The organism is Acinetobacter sp. ESL0695 (genome assembly GCF_029392135.1).
In the GTDB taxonomy this organism is placed as follows: Bacteria; Pseudomonadota; Gammaproteobacteria; order Pseudomonadales; family Moraxellaceae; genus Acinetobacter; species Acinetobacter pollinis.
Map to the genome: position 1 here is coordinate 540,442 of NZ_CP113932.1, position 17,809 is coordinate 558,250.

The 17,809-nt window shown below is 39.0% G+C and carries 14 protein-coding genes and 2 rRNA genes; 14 read left to right on the forward strand and 2 right to left on the reverse strand.

Annotated features, from left to right (window positions below; all coding sequences use genetic code 11):
* Window positions 1–284: 284 nt before the first annotated feature.
* From OZX61_RS02530 to OZX61_RS02570, 9 genes are all read left to right on the forward strand, one after another.
* Window positions 285–3,174, forward strand: a 23S ribosomal RNA gene (locus tag OZX61_RS02530).
* Window positions 3,175–3,322: 148 nt separating this feature from the next.
* Window positions 3,323–3,437: ribosomal RNA gene (rrf, locus tag OZX61_RS02535) — 5S ribosomal RNA — on the forward strand.
* 184 nt (window positions 3,438–3,621) lie between these two features.
* Window positions 3,622–5,070, forward strand: a complete 1,449-nt coding sequence (locus tag OZX61_RS02540; RefSeq protein ID WP_277095225.1) for an RNA polymerase factor sigma-54 — start codon at window positions 3,622–3,624, stop codon at window positions 5,068–5,070.
* Window positions 5,071–5,205: 135 nt separating this feature from the next.
* Window positions 5,206–5,457, forward strand: a complete 252-nt coding sequence (ibaG, locus tag OZX61_RS02545; RefSeq protein ID WP_195772561.1) for a BolA family iron metabolism protein IbaG — start codon at window positions 5,206–5,208, stop codon at window positions 5,455–5,457.
* Window positions 5,458–5,464: 7 nt separating this feature from the next.
* On the forward strand, window positions 5,465–6,727 hold the full coding sequence (gene murA, locus OZX61_RS02550; protein ID WP_195772560.1) for a UDP-N-acetylglucosamine 1-carboxyvinyltransferase: 1,263 nt from the start codon (window positions 5,465–5,467) through the stop codon (window positions 6,725–6,727).
* Window positions 6,728–6,730: 3 nt separating this feature from the next.
* Entirely contained in the window at window positions 6,731–7,414 is a 684-nt protein-coding gene (gene hisG / locus OZX61_RS02555; RefSeq protein WP_277095226.1) for an ATP phosphoribosyltransferase, read from the forward strand.
* Window positions 7,415–7,538: 124 nt separating this feature from the next.
* A complete protein-coding gene (gene hisD / locus OZX61_RS02560) occupies window positions 7,539–8,840 on the forward strand; it encodes a histidinol dehydrogenase (RefSeq protein WP_277095227.1) in 1,302 nt (433 codons plus the stop codon).
* Window positions 8,841–8,888: 48 nt separating this feature from the next.
* On the forward strand, window positions 8,889–9,980 hold the full coding sequence (gene hisC / locus OZX61_RS02565) for a histidinol-phosphate transaminase (RefSeq protein WP_277095228.1): 1,092 nt from the start codon (window positions 8,889–8,891) through the stop codon (window positions 9,978–9,980).
* Between the two features lie 13 nt (window positions 9,981–9,993).
* Window positions 9,994–11,187 (forward strand): glycosyltransferase, encoded by a 1,194-nt coding sequence (locus OZX61_RS02570; protein WP_277095229.1) that lies wholly within the window; start codon window positions 9,994–9,996, stop codon window positions 11,185–11,187.
* On the opposite strand, the gene pabB is transcribed toward OZX61_RS02570, so the two are convergent.
* Window positions 11,175–12,509 carry an aminodeoxychorismate synthase component I gene (pabB, locus tag OZX61_RS02575; protein ID WP_277095230.1) on the reverse strand — a complete coding sequence of 445 codons (1,335 nt, stop codon included), beginning with the start codon at window positions 12,507–12,509 and terminating at the stop codon, window positions 11,175–11,177. The two genes, OZX61_RS02570 and pabB, sit on opposite strands and share 13 nt — an antisense overlap.
* A 57-nt stretch (window positions 12,510–12,566) precedes the next feature.
* Entirely contained in the window at window positions 12,567–13,112 is a 546-nt protein-coding gene (locus OZX61_RS02580; protein ID WP_277095615.1) for an NUDIX hydrolase, read from the reverse strand.
* 228 nt (window positions 13,113–13,340) lie between these two features.
* Here OZX61_RS02580 and OZX61_RS02585 point away from each other — a divergent pair, with 228 nt between their 5' ends.
* From OZX61_RS02585 to OZX61_RS02605, 5 genes are all read left to right on the forward strand, one after another.
* Window positions 13,341–13,883: a gamma carbonic anhydrase family protein gene (locus tag OZX61_RS02585; RefSeq protein ID WP_277095231.1), complete on the forward strand. Its 543-nt coding sequence runs from the start codon at window positions 13,341–13,343 to the stop codon at window positions 13,881–13,883.
* Between the two features lie 82 nt (window positions 13,884–13,965).
* The gene (tsaB, locus tag OZX61_RS02590; protein ID WP_277095232.1) at window positions 13,966–14,628 is read left to right on the forward strand and encodes a tRNA (adenosine(37)-N6)-threonylcarbamoyltransferase complex dimerization subunit type 1 TsaB; all 663 of its coding nucleotides are present in this window, start codon (window positions 13,966–13,968) and stop codon (window positions 14,626–14,628) included.
* A gap of 3 nt (window positions 14,629–14,631) precedes the next feature.
* Window positions 14,632–15,453, forward strand: a complete 822-nt coding sequence (locus tag OZX61_RS02595; RefSeq protein ID WP_277095233.1) for an undecaprenyl-diphosphate phosphatase — start codon at window positions 14,632–14,634, stop codon at window positions 15,451–15,453.
* Window positions 15,453–16,259 (forward strand): class I SAM-dependent methyltransferase, encoded by an 807-nt coding sequence (locus tag OZX61_RS02600; protein ID WP_195772550.1) that lies wholly within the window; start codon window positions 15,453–15,455, stop codon window positions 16,257–16,259. Before OZX61_RS02595 ends, OZX61_RS02600 begins: the two co-directional genes overlap by 1 nt.
* Window positions 16,260–16,381: 122 nt before the next feature.
* Window positions 16,382–17,800: a C13 family peptidase gene (locus OZX61_RS02605; RefSeq protein ID WP_277095234.1), complete on the forward strand. Its 1,419-nt coding sequence runs from the start codon at window positions 16,382–16,384 to the stop codon at window positions 17,798–17,800.
* Window positions 17,801–17,809: the final 9 nt, after the last annotated feature.

Genomic DNA, 17,809 nt, shown 5'->3' on the forward strand with positions numbered 1-17,809 from the left:
GAAAGATTGTGTAAGATATGCGACCTTGATATTAACCTCTGTGAGTAATCACGGTACATGACCTGACGAAGGCATGTAAAATCATTAACAGATTATTCAATTTGAGTCTGAAATAAATTGTTCACTCATACATTTTGAAGCGTTTTAATTGAAATTTTAATTAATTTAGATTGAGACAAATTGAAATGAGATGAGAACTAGCAAATTAACTGAATCAAGCGTTTTGGTATGAGATTGAAGCTGTACACCTTGAAGTTCGCGTAAGCGACTGTTTGGGGTTGTATAGTCAAGTAATTAAGTGCATGTGGTGGATGCCTTGGCAGTCAGAGGCGATGAAAGACGTAATAGCCTGCGATAAGCTTCGGGGAGGCGGCAAATATCCTATGATCCGGAGATTTCTGAATGGGGGAACCCACTTACCATAAGGTAGGTATCAATAACTGAATACATAGGTTGTTGAGGCGAACGAGGGAAGTGAAACATCTCAGTACCCTTAGGAAAAGAAATCAATTGAGATTCCGTCAGTAGCGGCGAGCGAACGCGGATCAGCCCATTAAGTTATCTAAGTTTTAGTGGAACACTCTGGGAAGTGTGACTATAAAGGGTGATAGTCCCGTACACGAAAGGGCTTAGATAATGATATCGAGTAGGGCGAGGCACGTGAAACCTTGTCTGAATATGGGGGGACCATCCTCCAAGGCTAAATACTCCTGACTGACCGATAGTGAACCAGTACCGTGAGGGAAAGGCGAAAAGAACCCCTGTGAGGGGAGTGAAATAGATCCTGAAACCGCATGCATACAAGCAGTGGGAGCATACTTTGTTATGTGACTGCGTACCTTTTGTATAATGGGTCAGCGACTTATATTCAGTAGCGAGGTTAACCGTATAGGGAGCCGTAGAGAAATCGAGTCTTAATAGGGCGTTTAGTTGCTGGGTATAGACCCGAAACCAGGCGATCTATCCATGAGCAGGTTGAAGGTTGGGTAACACTAACTGGAGGACCGAACCCACTGTCGTTGAAAAGCCAGGGGATGACTTGTGGATAGGGGTGAAAGGCTAATCAAGCCTGGTGATAGCTGGTTCTCCCCGAAAGCTATTTAGGTAGCGCCTCGGACGAATACCATAGGGGGTAGAGCACTGTTTCGGCTAGGGGGTCATCCCGACTTACCAAACCGATGCAAACTCCGAATACCTATGAGTACTATCCGGGAGACAGACTGCGGGTGCTAACGTCCGTAGTCAAGAGGAAAACAATCCAGACCGCCAGCTAAGGCCCCAAAATCATAGTTAAGTGGGAAACGATGTGGGAAGGCATAGACAGCTAGGAGGTTGGCTTAGAAGCAGCCACCCTTTAAAGAAAGCGTAATAGCTCACTAGTCGAGTCGGCCTGCGCGGAAGATGTAACGGGGCTAAAACTATGTGCCGAAGCTGCGGATTTACGCATTAGCGTAAGTGGTAGGGGAGCGTTCTGTAAGCCGATGAAGGTGTGTTGAGAAGCATGCTGGAGGTATCAGAAGTGCGAATGCTGACGTGAGTAACGATAAAACGGGTGAAAAACCCGTTCGCCGAAAGACCAAGGGTTCCAGTCCAACGTTAATCGGGGCTGGGTGAGTCGACCCCTAAGGCGAGGCCGAAAGGCGTAGTCGATGGGAAAATGGTTAATATTCCATTACTTCTGTGTAATGCGATGAGAGGACGGAGAAGGTTAAGTCAGCCTGGCGTTGGTTGTCCAGGTGGAAGACAGTAGGCATGCATCTTAGGCAAATCCGGGGTGCTCTATGCTGAGAGTCGATAGCAAGTAGGTTTACCTACGAAGTGGCTGATACCATGCTTCCAAGAAAAGTCTCTAAGCTTCAGTTACACAGGAATCGTACCCGAAACCGACACAGGTGGTCAGGTCGAGTAGACCAAGGCGCTTGAGAGAACTCTGCTGAAGGAACTAGGCAAAATGGTACCGTAACTTCGGGAGAAGGTACGCTGCTGATGGTGATGGAACTTGCTTCCTGAGCTGTCGGCAGCCGCAGAAACCAGGCCGCTGCAACTGTTTATTAAAAACATAGCACTCTGCAAACACGAAAGTGGACGTATAGGGTGTGATGCCTGCCCGGTGCTGGAAGGTTAATTGATGGGGTTAGCGTAAGCGAAGCTCTTGATCGAAGCCCCAGTAAACGGCGGCCGTAACTATAACGGTCCTAAGGTAGCGAAATTCCTTGTCGGGTAAGTTCCGACCTGCACGAATGGCATAATGATGGCGGCGCTGTCTCCAGCAGAGGCTCAGTGAAATCGAAATCGCGGTGAAGATGCCGTGTACCCGTGGCTAGACGGAAAGACCCCGTGAACCTTTACTGCAGCTTGACATTGAACTTTGACCTTACTTGTGTAGGATAGGTGGGAGGCTTTGAAGTAGTAACGCCAGTTACTATGGAGCCATCCTTGAAATACCACCCTGGTAATGTTGAGGTTCTAACTCTGACCCATAATCTGGGTCGAGGACCATGTCTGGTGGGTAGTTTGACTGGGGCGGTCTCCTCCTAAAGAGTAACGGAGGAGTACGAAGGTGCGCTCAGCGTGGTCGGAAATCACGCGTAGAGTATAAAGGCAAAAGCGCGCTTAACTGCGAGACCAACAAGTCGAGCAGGTACGAAAGTAGGTCTTAGTGATCCGGTGGTTCTGTATGGAAGGGCCATCGCTCAACGGATAAAAGGTACTCTGGGGATAACAGGCTGATACCGCCCAAGAGTTCATATCGACGGCGGTGTTTGGCACCTCGATGTCGGCTCATCTCATCCTGGGGCTGAAGCAGGTCCCAAGGGTATGGCTGTTCGCCATTTAAAGAGGTACGCGAGCTGGGTTTAGAACGTCGTGAGACAGTTCGGTCCCTATCTACCATGGGCGTTGGAAATTTGAGAGGATCTGCTCCTAGTACGAGAGGACCAGAGTGGACGAACCTCTGGTGTACCGGTTGTGACGCCAGTCGCATCGCCGGGTAGCTATGTTCGGAAGGGATAACCGCTGAAAGCATCTAAGCGGGAAGCCTACCTCAAGATTAGATTTCCTGTGACTTTATGTCACCTAAAGAGCCGTTCAAGACTAGGACGTTGATAGGTTGGATGTGGAAGTGTAGCGATACATGAAGCTGACCAATACTAATTGCTCGTGAGGCTTGACTATACAACACCCAAACAGTTGTATTTCTCTTCAAATAGCTTGATTTAGTGATAAACCTAGTTACAATACAGACCAATTGAATAAACTGTTATGCCAAATTTGGTGGAACAGAGGCAATAATTAAGACCTCAATGTTCTCCATAAAAGTTATGCTGGCGACAATAGCGAGAGTGAACCACCTGATCCCTTCCCGAACTCAGAAGTGAAACCTCTTAGCGCTGATGGTAGTGTGGGGTTACCCATGTGAGAGTAAGTCATCGCCAGCATCTAATTCCTAAAAAGCCTCCACAAGGAGGCTTTTTTTTATCCCTATAGTCTTAAAATTTCTAATGGTATATGCCATATACAAAAAATACTCACTTTAGACTATTGCATCGTATAATTTATACAAATCTTGTGTTATAAAAAATAATAACGGCATAGATTTTGCTAGTAAAGTGAGGTTTGTTTATGAAGTTGTCTCTTGGGCTAAAAGTAGCGAACTCCCTATCGTTAACACCTCAATTACAACAGGCGATACGTTTATTGCAACTGTCAAGCCTTGAATTAGAGCAAGAAATTCAAAATCAATTAGATAGCAATCCACTATTAGAAAAAGTTGAAGAGCATATCGATCAACAAGTTGATGATAAGAAAATAGAAAATACTTCTGAGTTATCCGACCAGTTAAATGAGAACTATCTTCCCGATGATTTGCCTATAGATACGCAATGGGATGATATTTATACTCATCAGCCAACAGCTTTGGGGAGTGGAGACTTTGAAGATAAACAAGAACAACATTCAGAAGATATGACGCTGAAACAACATTTAGAAGATCAGATTAACTTATTGAATTTTTCAAAAATCGATAAATTAATAGCCTTTTGTGTGATTGATGCTTTAGATGAAAAAGGTTTTTTATCTATCTCTATTGAAGAAACAGTAGAATCAGTAGAGCATTTACTAGACCAAGTTGGTTTAAGTCATTTAAATATAGAGGAAGATGAAGTTTTAGTTGTCTTAAAACATATACAGCAACTTGATCCTTTAGCAGTGGGTTCTAGAAATTTGGTTGAATGTTTATTTATACAACTCAATGCACTTCCTGATTCTATCAAAGAGAAATCAAATGCATTGAATGTACTTAAACATTATCAGTTTCTGATTACAAATGATTTGCAAAAGCTTCTTAAAGTAACGAGCTTATCAATTTTAGAGTTAAAAGAAACAATTAATTTAATTAAAACATTAAAGCCTTATCCAGGGATCGATTTTCAATCAAAACAATTTGAGTATCAAATTCCAGATGCAGTAGTGATGAAAAAAAATAATATTTGGAGTGTTGGGTTGAATCCAGACATCGCTCCTAAACTACGTGTGAATAGCTATTATTCTAGTCTAATTAAGAGGGCAGATTCTAGTGCAGATAACCAATACTTAAAAACACAATTATTGGAAGCTAAAAATTTTATTAAAAGTATTGATGAAAGACATAAAACTTTGTTAAAAGTCGCTACTTGTATAATTCGACATCAACAAGATTTTTTAGAATATGGTGATGAAGGTATGAAACCTTTAATTCTAAGAGATGTAGCAGAAGAGGTTGAGTTACATGAATCTACTGTTTCGCGTGTAACGACGAATAAATATATTTTAACGCCCAAAGGTTTATTTGAATTGAAATATTTTTTCTCAAGCCATGTTGGTACAACAACGGGTGGAGAATGTTCGTCTACTGCAATTCGAGCAAGAATTAAAAAGCTAATTTCTGCCGAAAGCCCACAAAAACCTCTCTCTGATAATACAATTGCAAATCTACTTAAAAATGAAGGTATAGATGTTGCAAGAAGAACTGTAGCGAAATATCGTGAATCTTTGCATATTCCATCTTCGTCAGATCGGAAAGTATTAATATAGTATGTGAGAATAAAAAAGGAGGGACCATTAACCCTCTTTTTTGTTTCAAAATGATTGAGACTTAATGAATTAACTTTAAGATTTATAGTAAAATAGCCGACTTTTAGCCGTAGGTCCAAAGCGAGGTCTTTGATAATGAATAGCGAACAACTCACAGAAATTTTAAAACAAGCATTTCCGAGTGCAGAAGTAGTTGTGAGTGGACAGGCAGGCAAGTTTGACCTACGAGTTGTTGATGATCAGTTTGAAGGGAAACGTCCTGTTGTGCGTCAACAGCTTGTATATGCACCATTGAATAGTTTTATTTCAAGTGGCGAGGTACATGCAGTAACAATTAAAGCAATGACAAAAGAAGAATGGCGTAAAGCTAGCATGTTCGGAGTATAAAAGTTAAATGGATAAATTTCTTATTCAAGGTGGTACGAAATTACGTGGTGAAGTGCGTATTTCAGGCGCAAAAAATGCAGCTTTACCTTTGTTGGCTGCAACAATTCTTGCAGAAACTCCGATAACGATTACAAATGTACCTAATCTAAAAGATGTGAATACACTCGTTGAACTTATTGCAGGATTAGGCGTGACCATCTGTTATGAAAATGGCCATCTTGTGAGAGCAGATACATCTACCTTAGATAACCAGTTCGCACCTTATGAATTAGTAAAAACGATGCGTGCTTCAATCTTAGTTTTAGGTCCACTACTTGCAAGATATGGAACAGCACGTGTTTCTTTACCTGGAGGGTGCGCAATTGGATCACGTCCTGTAGACCAACATCTTAAAGCTTTAGAGGCTTTAGGCGCTACTATTGAAGTAGAGAATGGTTACGTGAATGCGCATGTTGATGGCCGCTTAAAAGGTGGTGAAGTTATTTTTGATATGGTAACTGTTGGTGGTACTGAAAATATACTAATGGCGGCTGTGCTTGCAGATGGTGTGACAACAATTAGAAACGCAGCCAAAGAACCAGAAATTACTGATCTAGCACACATGCTCGTTAAAATGGGTGCAAAAATTGAAGGTATAGATACAGATACTTTAGTTGTTACGGGTGTTGAGCATCTAAATGGCTGTGAACATGCAGTTGTTGCAGATCGTATAGAAACTGGGTCTTATTTAGCAGCAGCAGCAATTACAGGTGGCTGTATAAAAACGACGCATACAGATCCAACGCTTCTTGAATCTGTTTTAGAAAAATTTGAAGAAATGGGTGCTGAGGTTACTCGTGGCGAGGATTGGATTGAACTTGATATGCAAGACAAGCGTCCTAAAGCCGTAAGTTTTAGAACATTACCTCATCCTGAGTTTCCGACAGATATGCAAGCCCAAGTGATGGCTGTAAATACAATTGCAAAGGGTTTTGCAACGATCTCTGAAACAATTTTTGAGAATCGTTTCATGCACGTACCTGAGCTTTCGCGTATGGGTGCAAATATTCAAGTGGAAGGCAATGATGCAGTGGTAACTGGCGTGGATAAACTTTCAGCTGCCCCTGTAATGGCAACGGATTTACGTGCTTCTTTTTCTTTAGTATTGGCTGCGCTTGCTGCTGAAGGTGAAACTTTAGTGGATCGTATCTATCATATTGATCGTGGATATGAAAAAATTGAAGAGAAACTTCAAGGCCTTGGCGCACAAATTAAGCGAGTAAGTGAGTAAATCATGAGTGACCTAAGAAACGATGATCCAAATTTTGATGTAATGGGGAATTTTGATCATGGTTTGACATTGGCATTAAGCAAGGGACGTATTCTAAAAGAAACACTTCCTTTGCTAGAAACAGCAGGCATCAATCTATTAGAAGATCCTGAAAAGTCTCGTAAACTAATTTTTCCAACAACCCATAAGCATGTTCGTATTTTAATTTTGCGTGCTTCAGATGTACCAACGTATGTAGAAAATGGTGCTGCTGATATTGGCGTTGCAGGGAAAGATGTGCTAATGGAACATGGTGCTCAGAATGTATATGAACCATTAGATTTAAAAATTGCAAATTGTCGATTAATGACTGCAGCAAAAGTAGGCATGAAACGTCCTAAAGGTCGTTTAAAAATTGCGACGAAATATGTCAATCTAACACGCCAATATTATGCAAGTCTGGGTGAACAAGTTGATGTAATTAAATTATATGGTTCTATGGAGCTTGCACCTTTAGTTGGTTTAGGTGACTACATTGTAGATGTTGTCGATACGGGAAATACTTTACGTGCAAATGGTCTAGAACCATTAGAAGAAATTTGCCAGGTATCTTCACGTTTAATTGTGAACAAAGCAAGCTTCAAGCGTAAACAAAACTTACTGAGCCCTATTTTAGAGCAATTAGAACAGGCTGTAGCTTCAAAATAGCCTTGGCATCGGGAAAATTTATAGGAGTAAGTAGAAAAAATTATGAACTCTTATAAATTGAATGAGATATCTTACCCACAAGTGACTTTAAAAAGGTTAAACTGAAGCCTTAATTGTTTAACTTGTGGGTAAATTGATGCGACGTTTATCGACTCAAGACCAAAATTTCAAACAGGTCTTTGCGGATTTATTGGCTTTCGAAACAGTCAACGATCCTGAGCTTCTTTCAACTGTAGATAAAATTATTGCTGATGTTCGTCAGTTTGGTGATGAGCATGTTCTTAAATTGACTCAACAGTTTGATCGACATCCTGCGCATCATTTTTCTGAACTTGAATTGACGCAAGAGCAATTAAAAACGGCATTTGATCATTTAAATGTTGAAGTGCGCGAAGCATTAGAAATGGCTGCAACGCGTATTCGCACATTCCATCAAGCGCAGAAGCAAGAAGGATGGACTTATGTTGATGATCTAGGTAATACATTAGGTCAAAAAGTCACACCGCTTGATCGTGTTGGAATTTATGTACCAGGCGGTTTAGCATCTTATCCATCTTCTGTATTAATGAATGCAATTCCTGCACATGTTGCAGGTGTTGCAGAGATTATTATGGTTGTGCCCGCACCAAAGGGTGAGTTAAATCCATTGGTGCTTGCGGCTGCATATTTAGCAGGTGTAAGTCGAGTATTCACTATTGGTGGCGCGCAAGCTGTTGCTGCTTTAGCTTATGGTACTCAAACAATCCCACCTGTAGATAAAATTACAGGCCCAGGAAATCGCTTTGTTGCTGCCGCAAAACGTGCTGTGTTTGGGCAATGCGGTATTGATATGATTGCAGGGCCATCTGAAATTTTGGTGTATGCTGAAGGAAATAATGATCCTAAATGGATTGCAATGGATGTGCTCTCTCAGGCAGAGCATGATACGGTCGCCCAAGCTATTCTCATTACTCCCGATGAAAATTTTCTAGAAGCGGTTGCTCAAGCAATTGAGTCACATTTGGCTGAATTACCAAAGGCTGAAATTGCACGTACTTCTATTGAAAATCGTGGTGCGCTTATACTGGTTAAAGACAGAGCGGAAGCAATTGAATTAATTAATCAAGTTGCACCTGAGCATTTAGAGTTATGCTTAGATGAAGCTCAAGCGATGAGTGAAGAAATTCGTCATGCAGGTGCGATCTTCATGGGAAGATATACGCCAGAAGCGATTGGTGATTATTGTGCAGGGCCAAATCATGTTTTACCTACTTCAGGTACGGCACGTTTCTCTTCACCACTCGGTGTGTATGATTTTCAAAAACGTTCTAGCTTGATTATGTGCTCGGAAGAAGGGGTAAAACCACTCGCAAAAGTTGCAGATATTCTGGCACAAGAAGAAAATTTAGATGCGCATGCACGTTCAGCACGTTACCGATATAAATAAGAATAATAAGGTGGTCTTTAAGACCACCTCAATCTGAGATGAAGTTAAATGACCATAACCAATGAAAAAATGCGTTTTTGGAGTCCTGAAGTTCGTGAGCTAGAACCTTATGTACCTGGCGAACAACCTAAGATTCAAAATCTTTTAAAATTAAATACAAATGAAAATCCATATCCACCTTCACCAAAAGTGGTAGAAGCTTTAGAAAAACAGTTATCTAATCAGGCTGATGTACTACGTTTATATCCAGATCCTGATGCAAGTGTTCTAAAAGAAGCGATTGCACAACAGCAAAAAATTCAAGCTGATCATATATTTGTAGGTAATGGATCAGATGAGGTTTTGGCACATATTTTTAAGGCATTCTTTCAGCAGGAAGAACCGGTATTATATTCGGATATTACTTACAGTTTTTACCCTGTATATAGTCAATTTTTTAATACTCAAACAAAAGTCATTCCTTTAAATGAATATTTTGAAATTGATATTCGAGATTATCAACAACCTAATGGTGGGATCATAATCACAAATCCTAATGCGCCTACGAGTATTGCATTGCCATTAAGTGAAATTGAGAAGCTTTTAAAAGACCATCCAAACCGTGTGGTTGTGATTGATGAGGCCTATGTAGATTTTGGTGCTGAATCAGCAGTTTCCTTGGTAGCGCATTATGAAAATCTTGTAGTTTGCCAAACGACGTCGAAATCTCGTTCATTAGCAGGTTTAAGGGTAGGTTATGCGATTGCACAACCACATTTAATTGCAGCGTTAGAAACAGTAAAAAATAGTTTTAACTCATATCCAATTGATCGTTTAGCGATTGCTGCTGCGGTGGCTTCTTTTGAAGATCAGCCTTATTTCGAAGCACATTGTAATAAAGTGATTGAAAGTCGTGAAAAGTTAATTGCTGATTTAAAAATATTAGATTTTAATGTTTTACCATCTAAAGCAAACTTTATTTTTACCTCGCATCAGCACGAAAAAGCAAATATCTTGGCCGAAAAGCTACGAGAACAAGGTGTTATTGTACGTTATTTCAATAAGCTAAGAATTGATAACTTTTTGCGTATCACTATTGGTACAGATGAAGAGAATAAACGATTGGTCGATAGTTTAAAGGATATTTTAGAAACTGTATAACTAGAAGAAAAATATGAAAAAAACGACAATTTGTTTAAATATGATTGTCAAAAATGAAGCGGATATTATTGTAGAAACGCTCGATAATATTCGCTCATCTATTGAAATTGATTATGTTGTTATTTGTGATACTGGTTCATCCGATGGTACACAAGATAAAATTACAAATTATTTAAAAACACATCATATTCAAGGTGAGGTACATGAGCATACTTGGAAAGATTTTGCACATAATCGCAACTTGGCACTGAGTTTGTGTGACGGAAAAGCAGACTATGTAATTGTCTTTGATGCCGATGATCGATTTCATGGTGAGTTTAGACTACCTCAGCCTTTAACTGATGATATTTATCATGTTACGTTTAAAAGTGCAGATAGAGAGTTTTTTTATACGCGTAAAATATTATTTAAAAATAATAATATTGTGAAATGGGTGGGTGTACTACACGAGAGTATTATAAATATACAAGATCAACTGTCTGAAATTGAAATACAAGGCGATTATTATATTCAAACCGGTCATTTCGGTGCGAGGAGCCAAGATCCGCAAAAATATTTAAAAGATGCACAAATGCTCACTCAGGCATTTGAAAATGAAAATGAAGATCTTCTTTTAAAAGCCAGATATGCTTATTATGCAGCAACATCGTATTATAGCTATAACGATATTACTCAAGCGATTTTTTGGTTTAAACAAAGAATTGAATATGCAAATCGGTCTTCCAATACGTTAGAAACCTACTTAGCCTGTCGTCATTTAGGATCGATTTATAAAGAACAGCAAGCATTTGATGAGGCCATTGTAGTTTGGTTGAAAGGGTGTAATGTTGAACCATTGTATTTAGAATGTCTGTACGAGTTGAGCCTTTTATACACTGAGCGTAATGAATACCATGTTGCTTATGACTTTGCTTTACTTGCAAAACAAAAGAAAATAGAAAAGCATGCCACTGCACTCGAAACACGTATCTTAAATTATGGGATTGACTATCAGGTGTTAAGCTTAGGTATTCAGTTGGGTGAATACCATCATGCTTATTTGGCATGGCGAGATTTGTTGAATCAACCCTTTTATTCGAAAGAGTTAACACAAATTATTTTGAATCATCGCGAGCTATTTTATAATAACTATGTGAGTCGTCTATCATCTGAAGAGCAGGCAACTATTCAAAATGCATTGATACAGCAAGAGCGTTATATTGAGTGATAAGTATTGATCAGCTCAAGCATGGCATTCACTTTATCAAAGCATTCTTGGTACTCAGCTTCCTCATCTGATGCAATGGTGATTCCACCGCCGGCCCAAATTGACAGTGATTCTTTGTATTTCTGAATAGAGCGTATAAGAATATTCCAACAACCTGTTCCATCTAGATTAAAGTAACCGAGTGAGCCACAATATGCTCCACGTGGTTTTTGTTCTAATTCTTCAATAATTTCCATGGCTCTAATTTTAGGTGCACCCGTAATAGAGCCACCAGGCAAGGCGGTGAGGAGCATATTTAAGGGAGAGGTCTCTATTGTTAACGTTGCATGAATTTCACTGACCATATGGTGTACTTGTTTAAAACTCTCAATTTCAAAAAGTTTTGGAGTTTTTACTGACCCATTTTCAGCATATACACTTAAATCATTGCGTAGTAAGTCTACAATCATCAAATTTTCTGCTTGGTCTTTCTCAGAGTCCTTGAGTCGCTGTTTTGAAATTTCATCTTCTTGTATATCTAAAAATCTAGGCATTGTTCCTTTAATGGGACGTGTTGTTATTTGACGGTTAGGATGAAACTCAATAAATAACTCTGGTGAGCAACTCAGTAGCTCAAAGTCATTTAACTTTAGATAGCCGGCATAAGGTGCATGTGTGAGTTGCCAAAATTCTTGTGCGGTTGCAAGTAATTGTCCTTGCGCTGTTGCTGAAAATTTTTGGGTAAGATTAATTTGATAGCAGTCGCCTGCACGAATGTAATCTTGAACTTTTTGGAATTTTTGACTGTACTCTTGCTTGCTCCATTCAGCTTGGCAAGATGTGATTAAGTTAAAATTTATTTCGGACGAATCACTAGCAAGGAGATGCTCTACGAGGTTTAAGATTTCAACTGCTTGAATATCTGTACTGTAAAAAATCCATTGATGGTTTTCGTATTTTAAATATGAGTGATATAAACCTAAATATGCTGCAGGCTGTTGATGTTGCGGATAGTCAATAGCTTGTTGCGATGCATAATCATAACCAATAAAGCCCATCCACCCACCATTGAAACCGTTTTTTTGGGGTTTGTTTTTATGGTGTTGGTCCAGTTGAATAAGCTTTAAAGGATGATCTTGAACGTTGTTTGAGTCCAGCACATAAGAAAAATCATTTTGTCTGTTGAAATAAAAGCTTCCATCATGTTCTAACCAGTACTTTTCAGGCAAAAATGAAATAACGGGTTTACCATGATCTTGTAGAAAGATAATGCCATGAAGCTGTTGTAGTTTTTGTAATACTTGTGCAGGAGAAAGTGTTAAATTTGAAAGATGTTTTTGCATAACAAAAAAATAGCCATAATTATAGATTCTTTTGAATCATCAGTTGGTTAAAGCGATTTAAGGTTGATCTATTTCTGAGTGAATTGTTTCAAAGTGCAGGGGATAATGTTGATTCAATTTATCTTTAAAGTAGTGACGTAATGTCTGTTTGACACTTGGGAAAGCCAAAGAATCCCATGGAATATCTTCCTCTTTAAAGAGGCGAGTTTCAATTGTTTCAGGCCCTGCACCAAAAATACCGTCTTTCAATTGTGCTTTGAATAAGGCATATATTTGTCCAATATGAGGAATATCATACATACAGTATAAACCTTCGATATTAATATGTGCTTCAGCTTCTTCAAAAGTCTCTCGAGCTGCACCTTCAGCCATGGTCTCTGCAAGTTCCATATAACCAGCAGGAAGTGTCCATAATCCATAGCGTGGTTCGATTGCTCGTCTGCAAAGAAGAATTTGATTTTCCCAAATGACTAGCGCACCACAAATTACTTTGGGGTTTTCATAATGAATAGCTCCACAGGCCACACACACTTGACGAATTTTACTGTCACCTAATGGGACTTTTTTCGTGGTTTCATGCCCACATTTTTGGCAGTAGTGTATCGTCATCATGATTCTTCTATCTGTAAAATGGATTAAATTGCCTTATTTCATTATTTTGGCATGTCATATCAAAAAAGTCAGCAATATTCCCGTTATCGTCCTTACTTCAAAAAGCGAATTTAGATTTAATACAGTTTATTGTTATGATTTATAGCATTTTTATGACTTATTTAATAAAGCACAGTATGTTGATTTTATAAATGACAAAGAAATAAAAGGAAAAAAATAATGATGTATAAATATAAAGGTTATGCGCCGTCAACTACTTGTCTTCCATGGAATGGTTGGATTGAAGAGACTGCCAATGTAATTGGTCAAGTCACTTTAGGGAGCAACGTGAGCATTTGGTTTGGTGCAATTGTCAGAGGTGATACAGGAAGTATCCGTATTGGTGATTACACCAATGTGCAAGCTTATAGTATTTTAGAGGCAGGTGATGCTAAACATTTAGAAATTGGTGAGTATGTGACGGTTGAACATCATGCCACCTTACGTGGTTGCGCTGTCGGACATCATACTTTAATTGGTATGCATAGTATTGTTTCTGACTATGCTGTCGTTGGAAATTATTGCCTAATTGAAGCAAATACAGTGATAGAACCCCATCAAATTATTCCTGATTATTCAGTGGTTGCAGGTACTCCTGCAAAGATTATTGCAAATGTGACTGAGCAACATGTTCAGCAGATTCAACATAAAGCAGAGATGGCTTATGGATTGATCGAAAATTATAGAGCACTTGAACCGTATTGGTTTGGCGATAACGAATAATTATAAAGAGGGTATCGCAAAGCTTTTTAGAGTTGCGTATGATACCTTAAATTTTTAAGTTTCTTTCACAATAAGGGCATGCATGAAACTGCTAGCACTCGAAACCGCAAATGACCAATGTTCTGTTTGTTTGATGCGTGATCAAGATATTCTATTTAAAGTTTTAAGTGATCAAGCAAAAATGCAAACACAAACATTATTGCCAATGATTGAGCAGGGCTTACAACATTGTAATTTAAACACTGAAGCATTAGATGTTATTGCATTTAGTCGTGGACCAGGTTCTTTTAGTGGTGTAAGAATTAATGCTGCTGTTACACAAGCGCTTGCATGGGCAAATGATTTACCTGTAATAGGTGTTTCTACACTTCAAGCATTAGCACAGGCGGCGTATCGTGAGCATGGTTTGATGGCTGTTACTGCTGTGATTGATGCAAGAATGAAAGAAGTATATATCGCGAATTTTGAGTTAGATGATCACGGTATAATGCAAGCTGTAGATGCAGAACAATTATTAAGCTATGTAGATGCAACGCAACATACAAAATTTACGCTTGTTGGTTCAGGAGCAAATTTGTTGCAAGAAAATACAATGTTTACTCATGTGAAAGCAACTGCTGAAGATATTGCAACCATTGCTATGTCGCTAGCTCAAGAAAAAAAATGGGTCAGTGCAGAATATGCATTGCCTGTATATTTGCGTGATAATGCATGGAAAAAAATTTCTGAACAAGGCAAGTCTTAATTCATGGATCTTATTTTACTTTTTAAAGCCGCGATTATGGGGTTGGTGGAAGGTGTTACCGAATTCCTACCGATCTCTAGTACGGGGCATCTTATTTTAACTGGTCAGTTACTCGATTTTTGGACACCTGAAAAAAGAGATATGTTCTCTGTTGCTGTACAAATTGGTGCAATTGCAGCAGTAATTTATCAGTATTGGAATAAACTCTGGGGTGCATTAATTGGTGCACTTACAGGTCAGGAACAAGGACGCCGTTTAAGCATTAATCTGATTGTTGCGACTATTCCAATTATGGTGATTGGTCTTACTTTTGGTGAGGCATTAAAATCTTATTTGTTTAATGCAATTACTGTTGCGATTGCCCTCATTATTGGTGGGTTTATTATTTTATGGGCTGAAAAACGACAACATAAAACAGTCAGTCATGAAGTAGAACAATTAAGTTTTAAACAAGCTGCACTCATTGGTCTTATTCAATGCTTTGCACTGATTCCTGGTACATCTCGCTCTGGTTCCACAATTATAGGTTCTCTATTTTTAGGTGTGTCGCGTAAAGCGGCGGCAGAGTTTTCGTTCTTCTTAGGAATTCCTGTACTGATGGGCGCAGGATTGCTTGATATGTACAAAATGCGTCATGAGCTACATGTAGAAGATATGGAAATTCTAGGCGTTGGAATTATTGTTGCCTTCATTTCTGCATTGCTTGTGATTCGTGCATTAATTCGTTATGTATCTAAGCATGACTTTAGTGTTTTTGCTTATTATCGAATTATCTTTGGTCTCTTTATTTTAGTAACGTGGTGGACAGGCTGGGTAAGTTGGTAATGCAATTTGTTTGTTGGTTTGAGCAAGAGTACGAACAAAAAGCACATGAGATTGCAGCGCGCCTGCAATCTCGTGATGTCGATGTGGAGTTATGTATAACCGAGAAAGTGAATGCCAAATTTTTGCGTTTACATCCTGAGTTATCATTCGTGATTGATCGTGATGGTCTTAGTCTTTCTGCGCAAGGTATGAAAATGCAACCCGATTGGTATGCAGAAATTCCTAGACTAAAAAGAGCATCGTTAAAAACTGAAATGTTAGCTAGAGCCACACAGTCAAATGATGCGCCTATATTAATTGATGCAACAGCTGGTTTAGGTCATGACTCACTGTTAATGGCTAAGTTTGGTGCCCATGTAACGCTTATTGAGCGACATCCTATTTTATTTACATTGCTTGAAGAAGCATATGAAAGTGCAAAAAAAGATGTATTTTTAGCATCAATAACTGATAAAATTCAGCTTATATTTGCAGACTCAGCAAGCTATCTTGAACAGCTAGCTCAGATGAAACAAACTGTTGATGTTGTTTATTTGGACCCCATGTTCCCACAAAGAGACCAAAACCAACAAGGACAAAAAAAACAAGCACAGGTCAAAAAACAGATGCAACTTTTGCATATGCTATTGCCCGAACATGGTGAAATGGATTTAGGCGACCACTTACTTATTAAAGCAAGGAAAGTTGCAAAAAGAGTCATTGTAAAGCGACCGCGTCATGCAGTGTTCTTAAATAATGAAGAGCCCAAGCATCAATGGCTAGGTGATGCATGTCGTTTCGATGCCTATTTCAATATGGACACATAAACAAGTTGTTGTTCGTTTTTGTAATGTAATGCTGTAGTGCGTGAGATATCGATTAGACTACATAAACAATAAATGAGCGATAACGTATAAAGCAACGCATGTTGCTGGCCAGCAAGAATCCTATGATAGACCTTAAGCCCTCTATTAATTTTTGGCATGATTTAAAAAGCAACCAAGCGGCAGGCCTATGGCTGTTTCTTGGTTCGCGTAAATCATTACAAATTGTACATCCATCTATTCTTCAGCTACTTTTCTGGGGAGCAGTCGCAGCAAGTGTAAATACGCTTTATAGTTGGATGGTTGCGGGACAAGTTGGGCATTTTAACTCTCAGGGACTTGTAAGCTATGCACTATGGCCTTTTATTGCATTAATCGTAGGTATTTTTCTTTCCCAAAGAATGAACAATACACGCCTTATGCTCGTACCTGCTTTACTTTGGCTTGTGCTTGACAGCAATGTTTTACTCATTCAATGCTTTTTGCAGTACTTGGGTGATAATAATCTATTAAACTTTTTACCAGATCGTATTTATAACTTTTTACCCACCTTATTTATGGTGTTTTTTGTATGGCAAAGCTTGGCAGTTATTTGGGTCTTTTCACGTGAATTAAAGTGGCCTTGGTGGGAGAGGGCATTGATTATGTTTGCCACCATTTGCACACTTGTGGTTTGGCAAATGTCTGTTAAGCAACAACCGATTTGGAAAGTTGATGACACACCTCCAACGATTTCAGAAGATGCATTGTATGCACAAGGCAATTTATTACGCCAAACATTAGAGCAAATACAGTTAGGTGACTTTTCACAAACGCACTGGTATTTTTTAGGCGTGGCTGGAGATAGCTACGACTCTGTATTTAGTTCAGAGGTACAACGTATTAAAGCGCAATTTGATACGCGTTTTGGAACCTTAGGGCGTTCTGTCCAATTGGTAAATGATCCAGATACCATCACAAAAATTCCAATTGCTTCAAAAACCAGTATTCAAATGGCTTTAAATCGTATTGGTCAGCAAATGAATAAAGATACTGACGTTTTATTTATGTATCTTACATCGCATGGGTTGGAAAACCATTTCGAACTTGAAAATGCACCCATTGATTTAAAGCAAATTGATCCTGAATGGCTAAGAGGTGCTTTAGATAAATCTGGTATTAAATGGCGTGTTATTGTCATTTCTGCATGTTATTCAGGAAGCTTTATTCCTGCATTGCAGTCAGAAAATACATTAGTTATTACGGCCTCGGCAGCAGATCGCTCATCATTTGGTTGCAATAGCGAATCTGATTATACTTATTTTGGTAGAGCTTTCTTCGATCAAGCAATGCGAGAGAAAAGCACTTTGCATGATGCATTTAATGATGCGCAATCTACGGTATCTAAATGGGAAAATGCGCAAGGATTCCAACCTTCTGAACCACAATGGGTTTTAGGAAAGAGTATAGAGTTAATGTTGCCTCAACTGGAAAAACATCTTTTTCCAAGTCCGACTGTAATGCCAAATAATGCCAATCAAGTCCCTATCTCGACAGTACCCTAGGAAGAATAA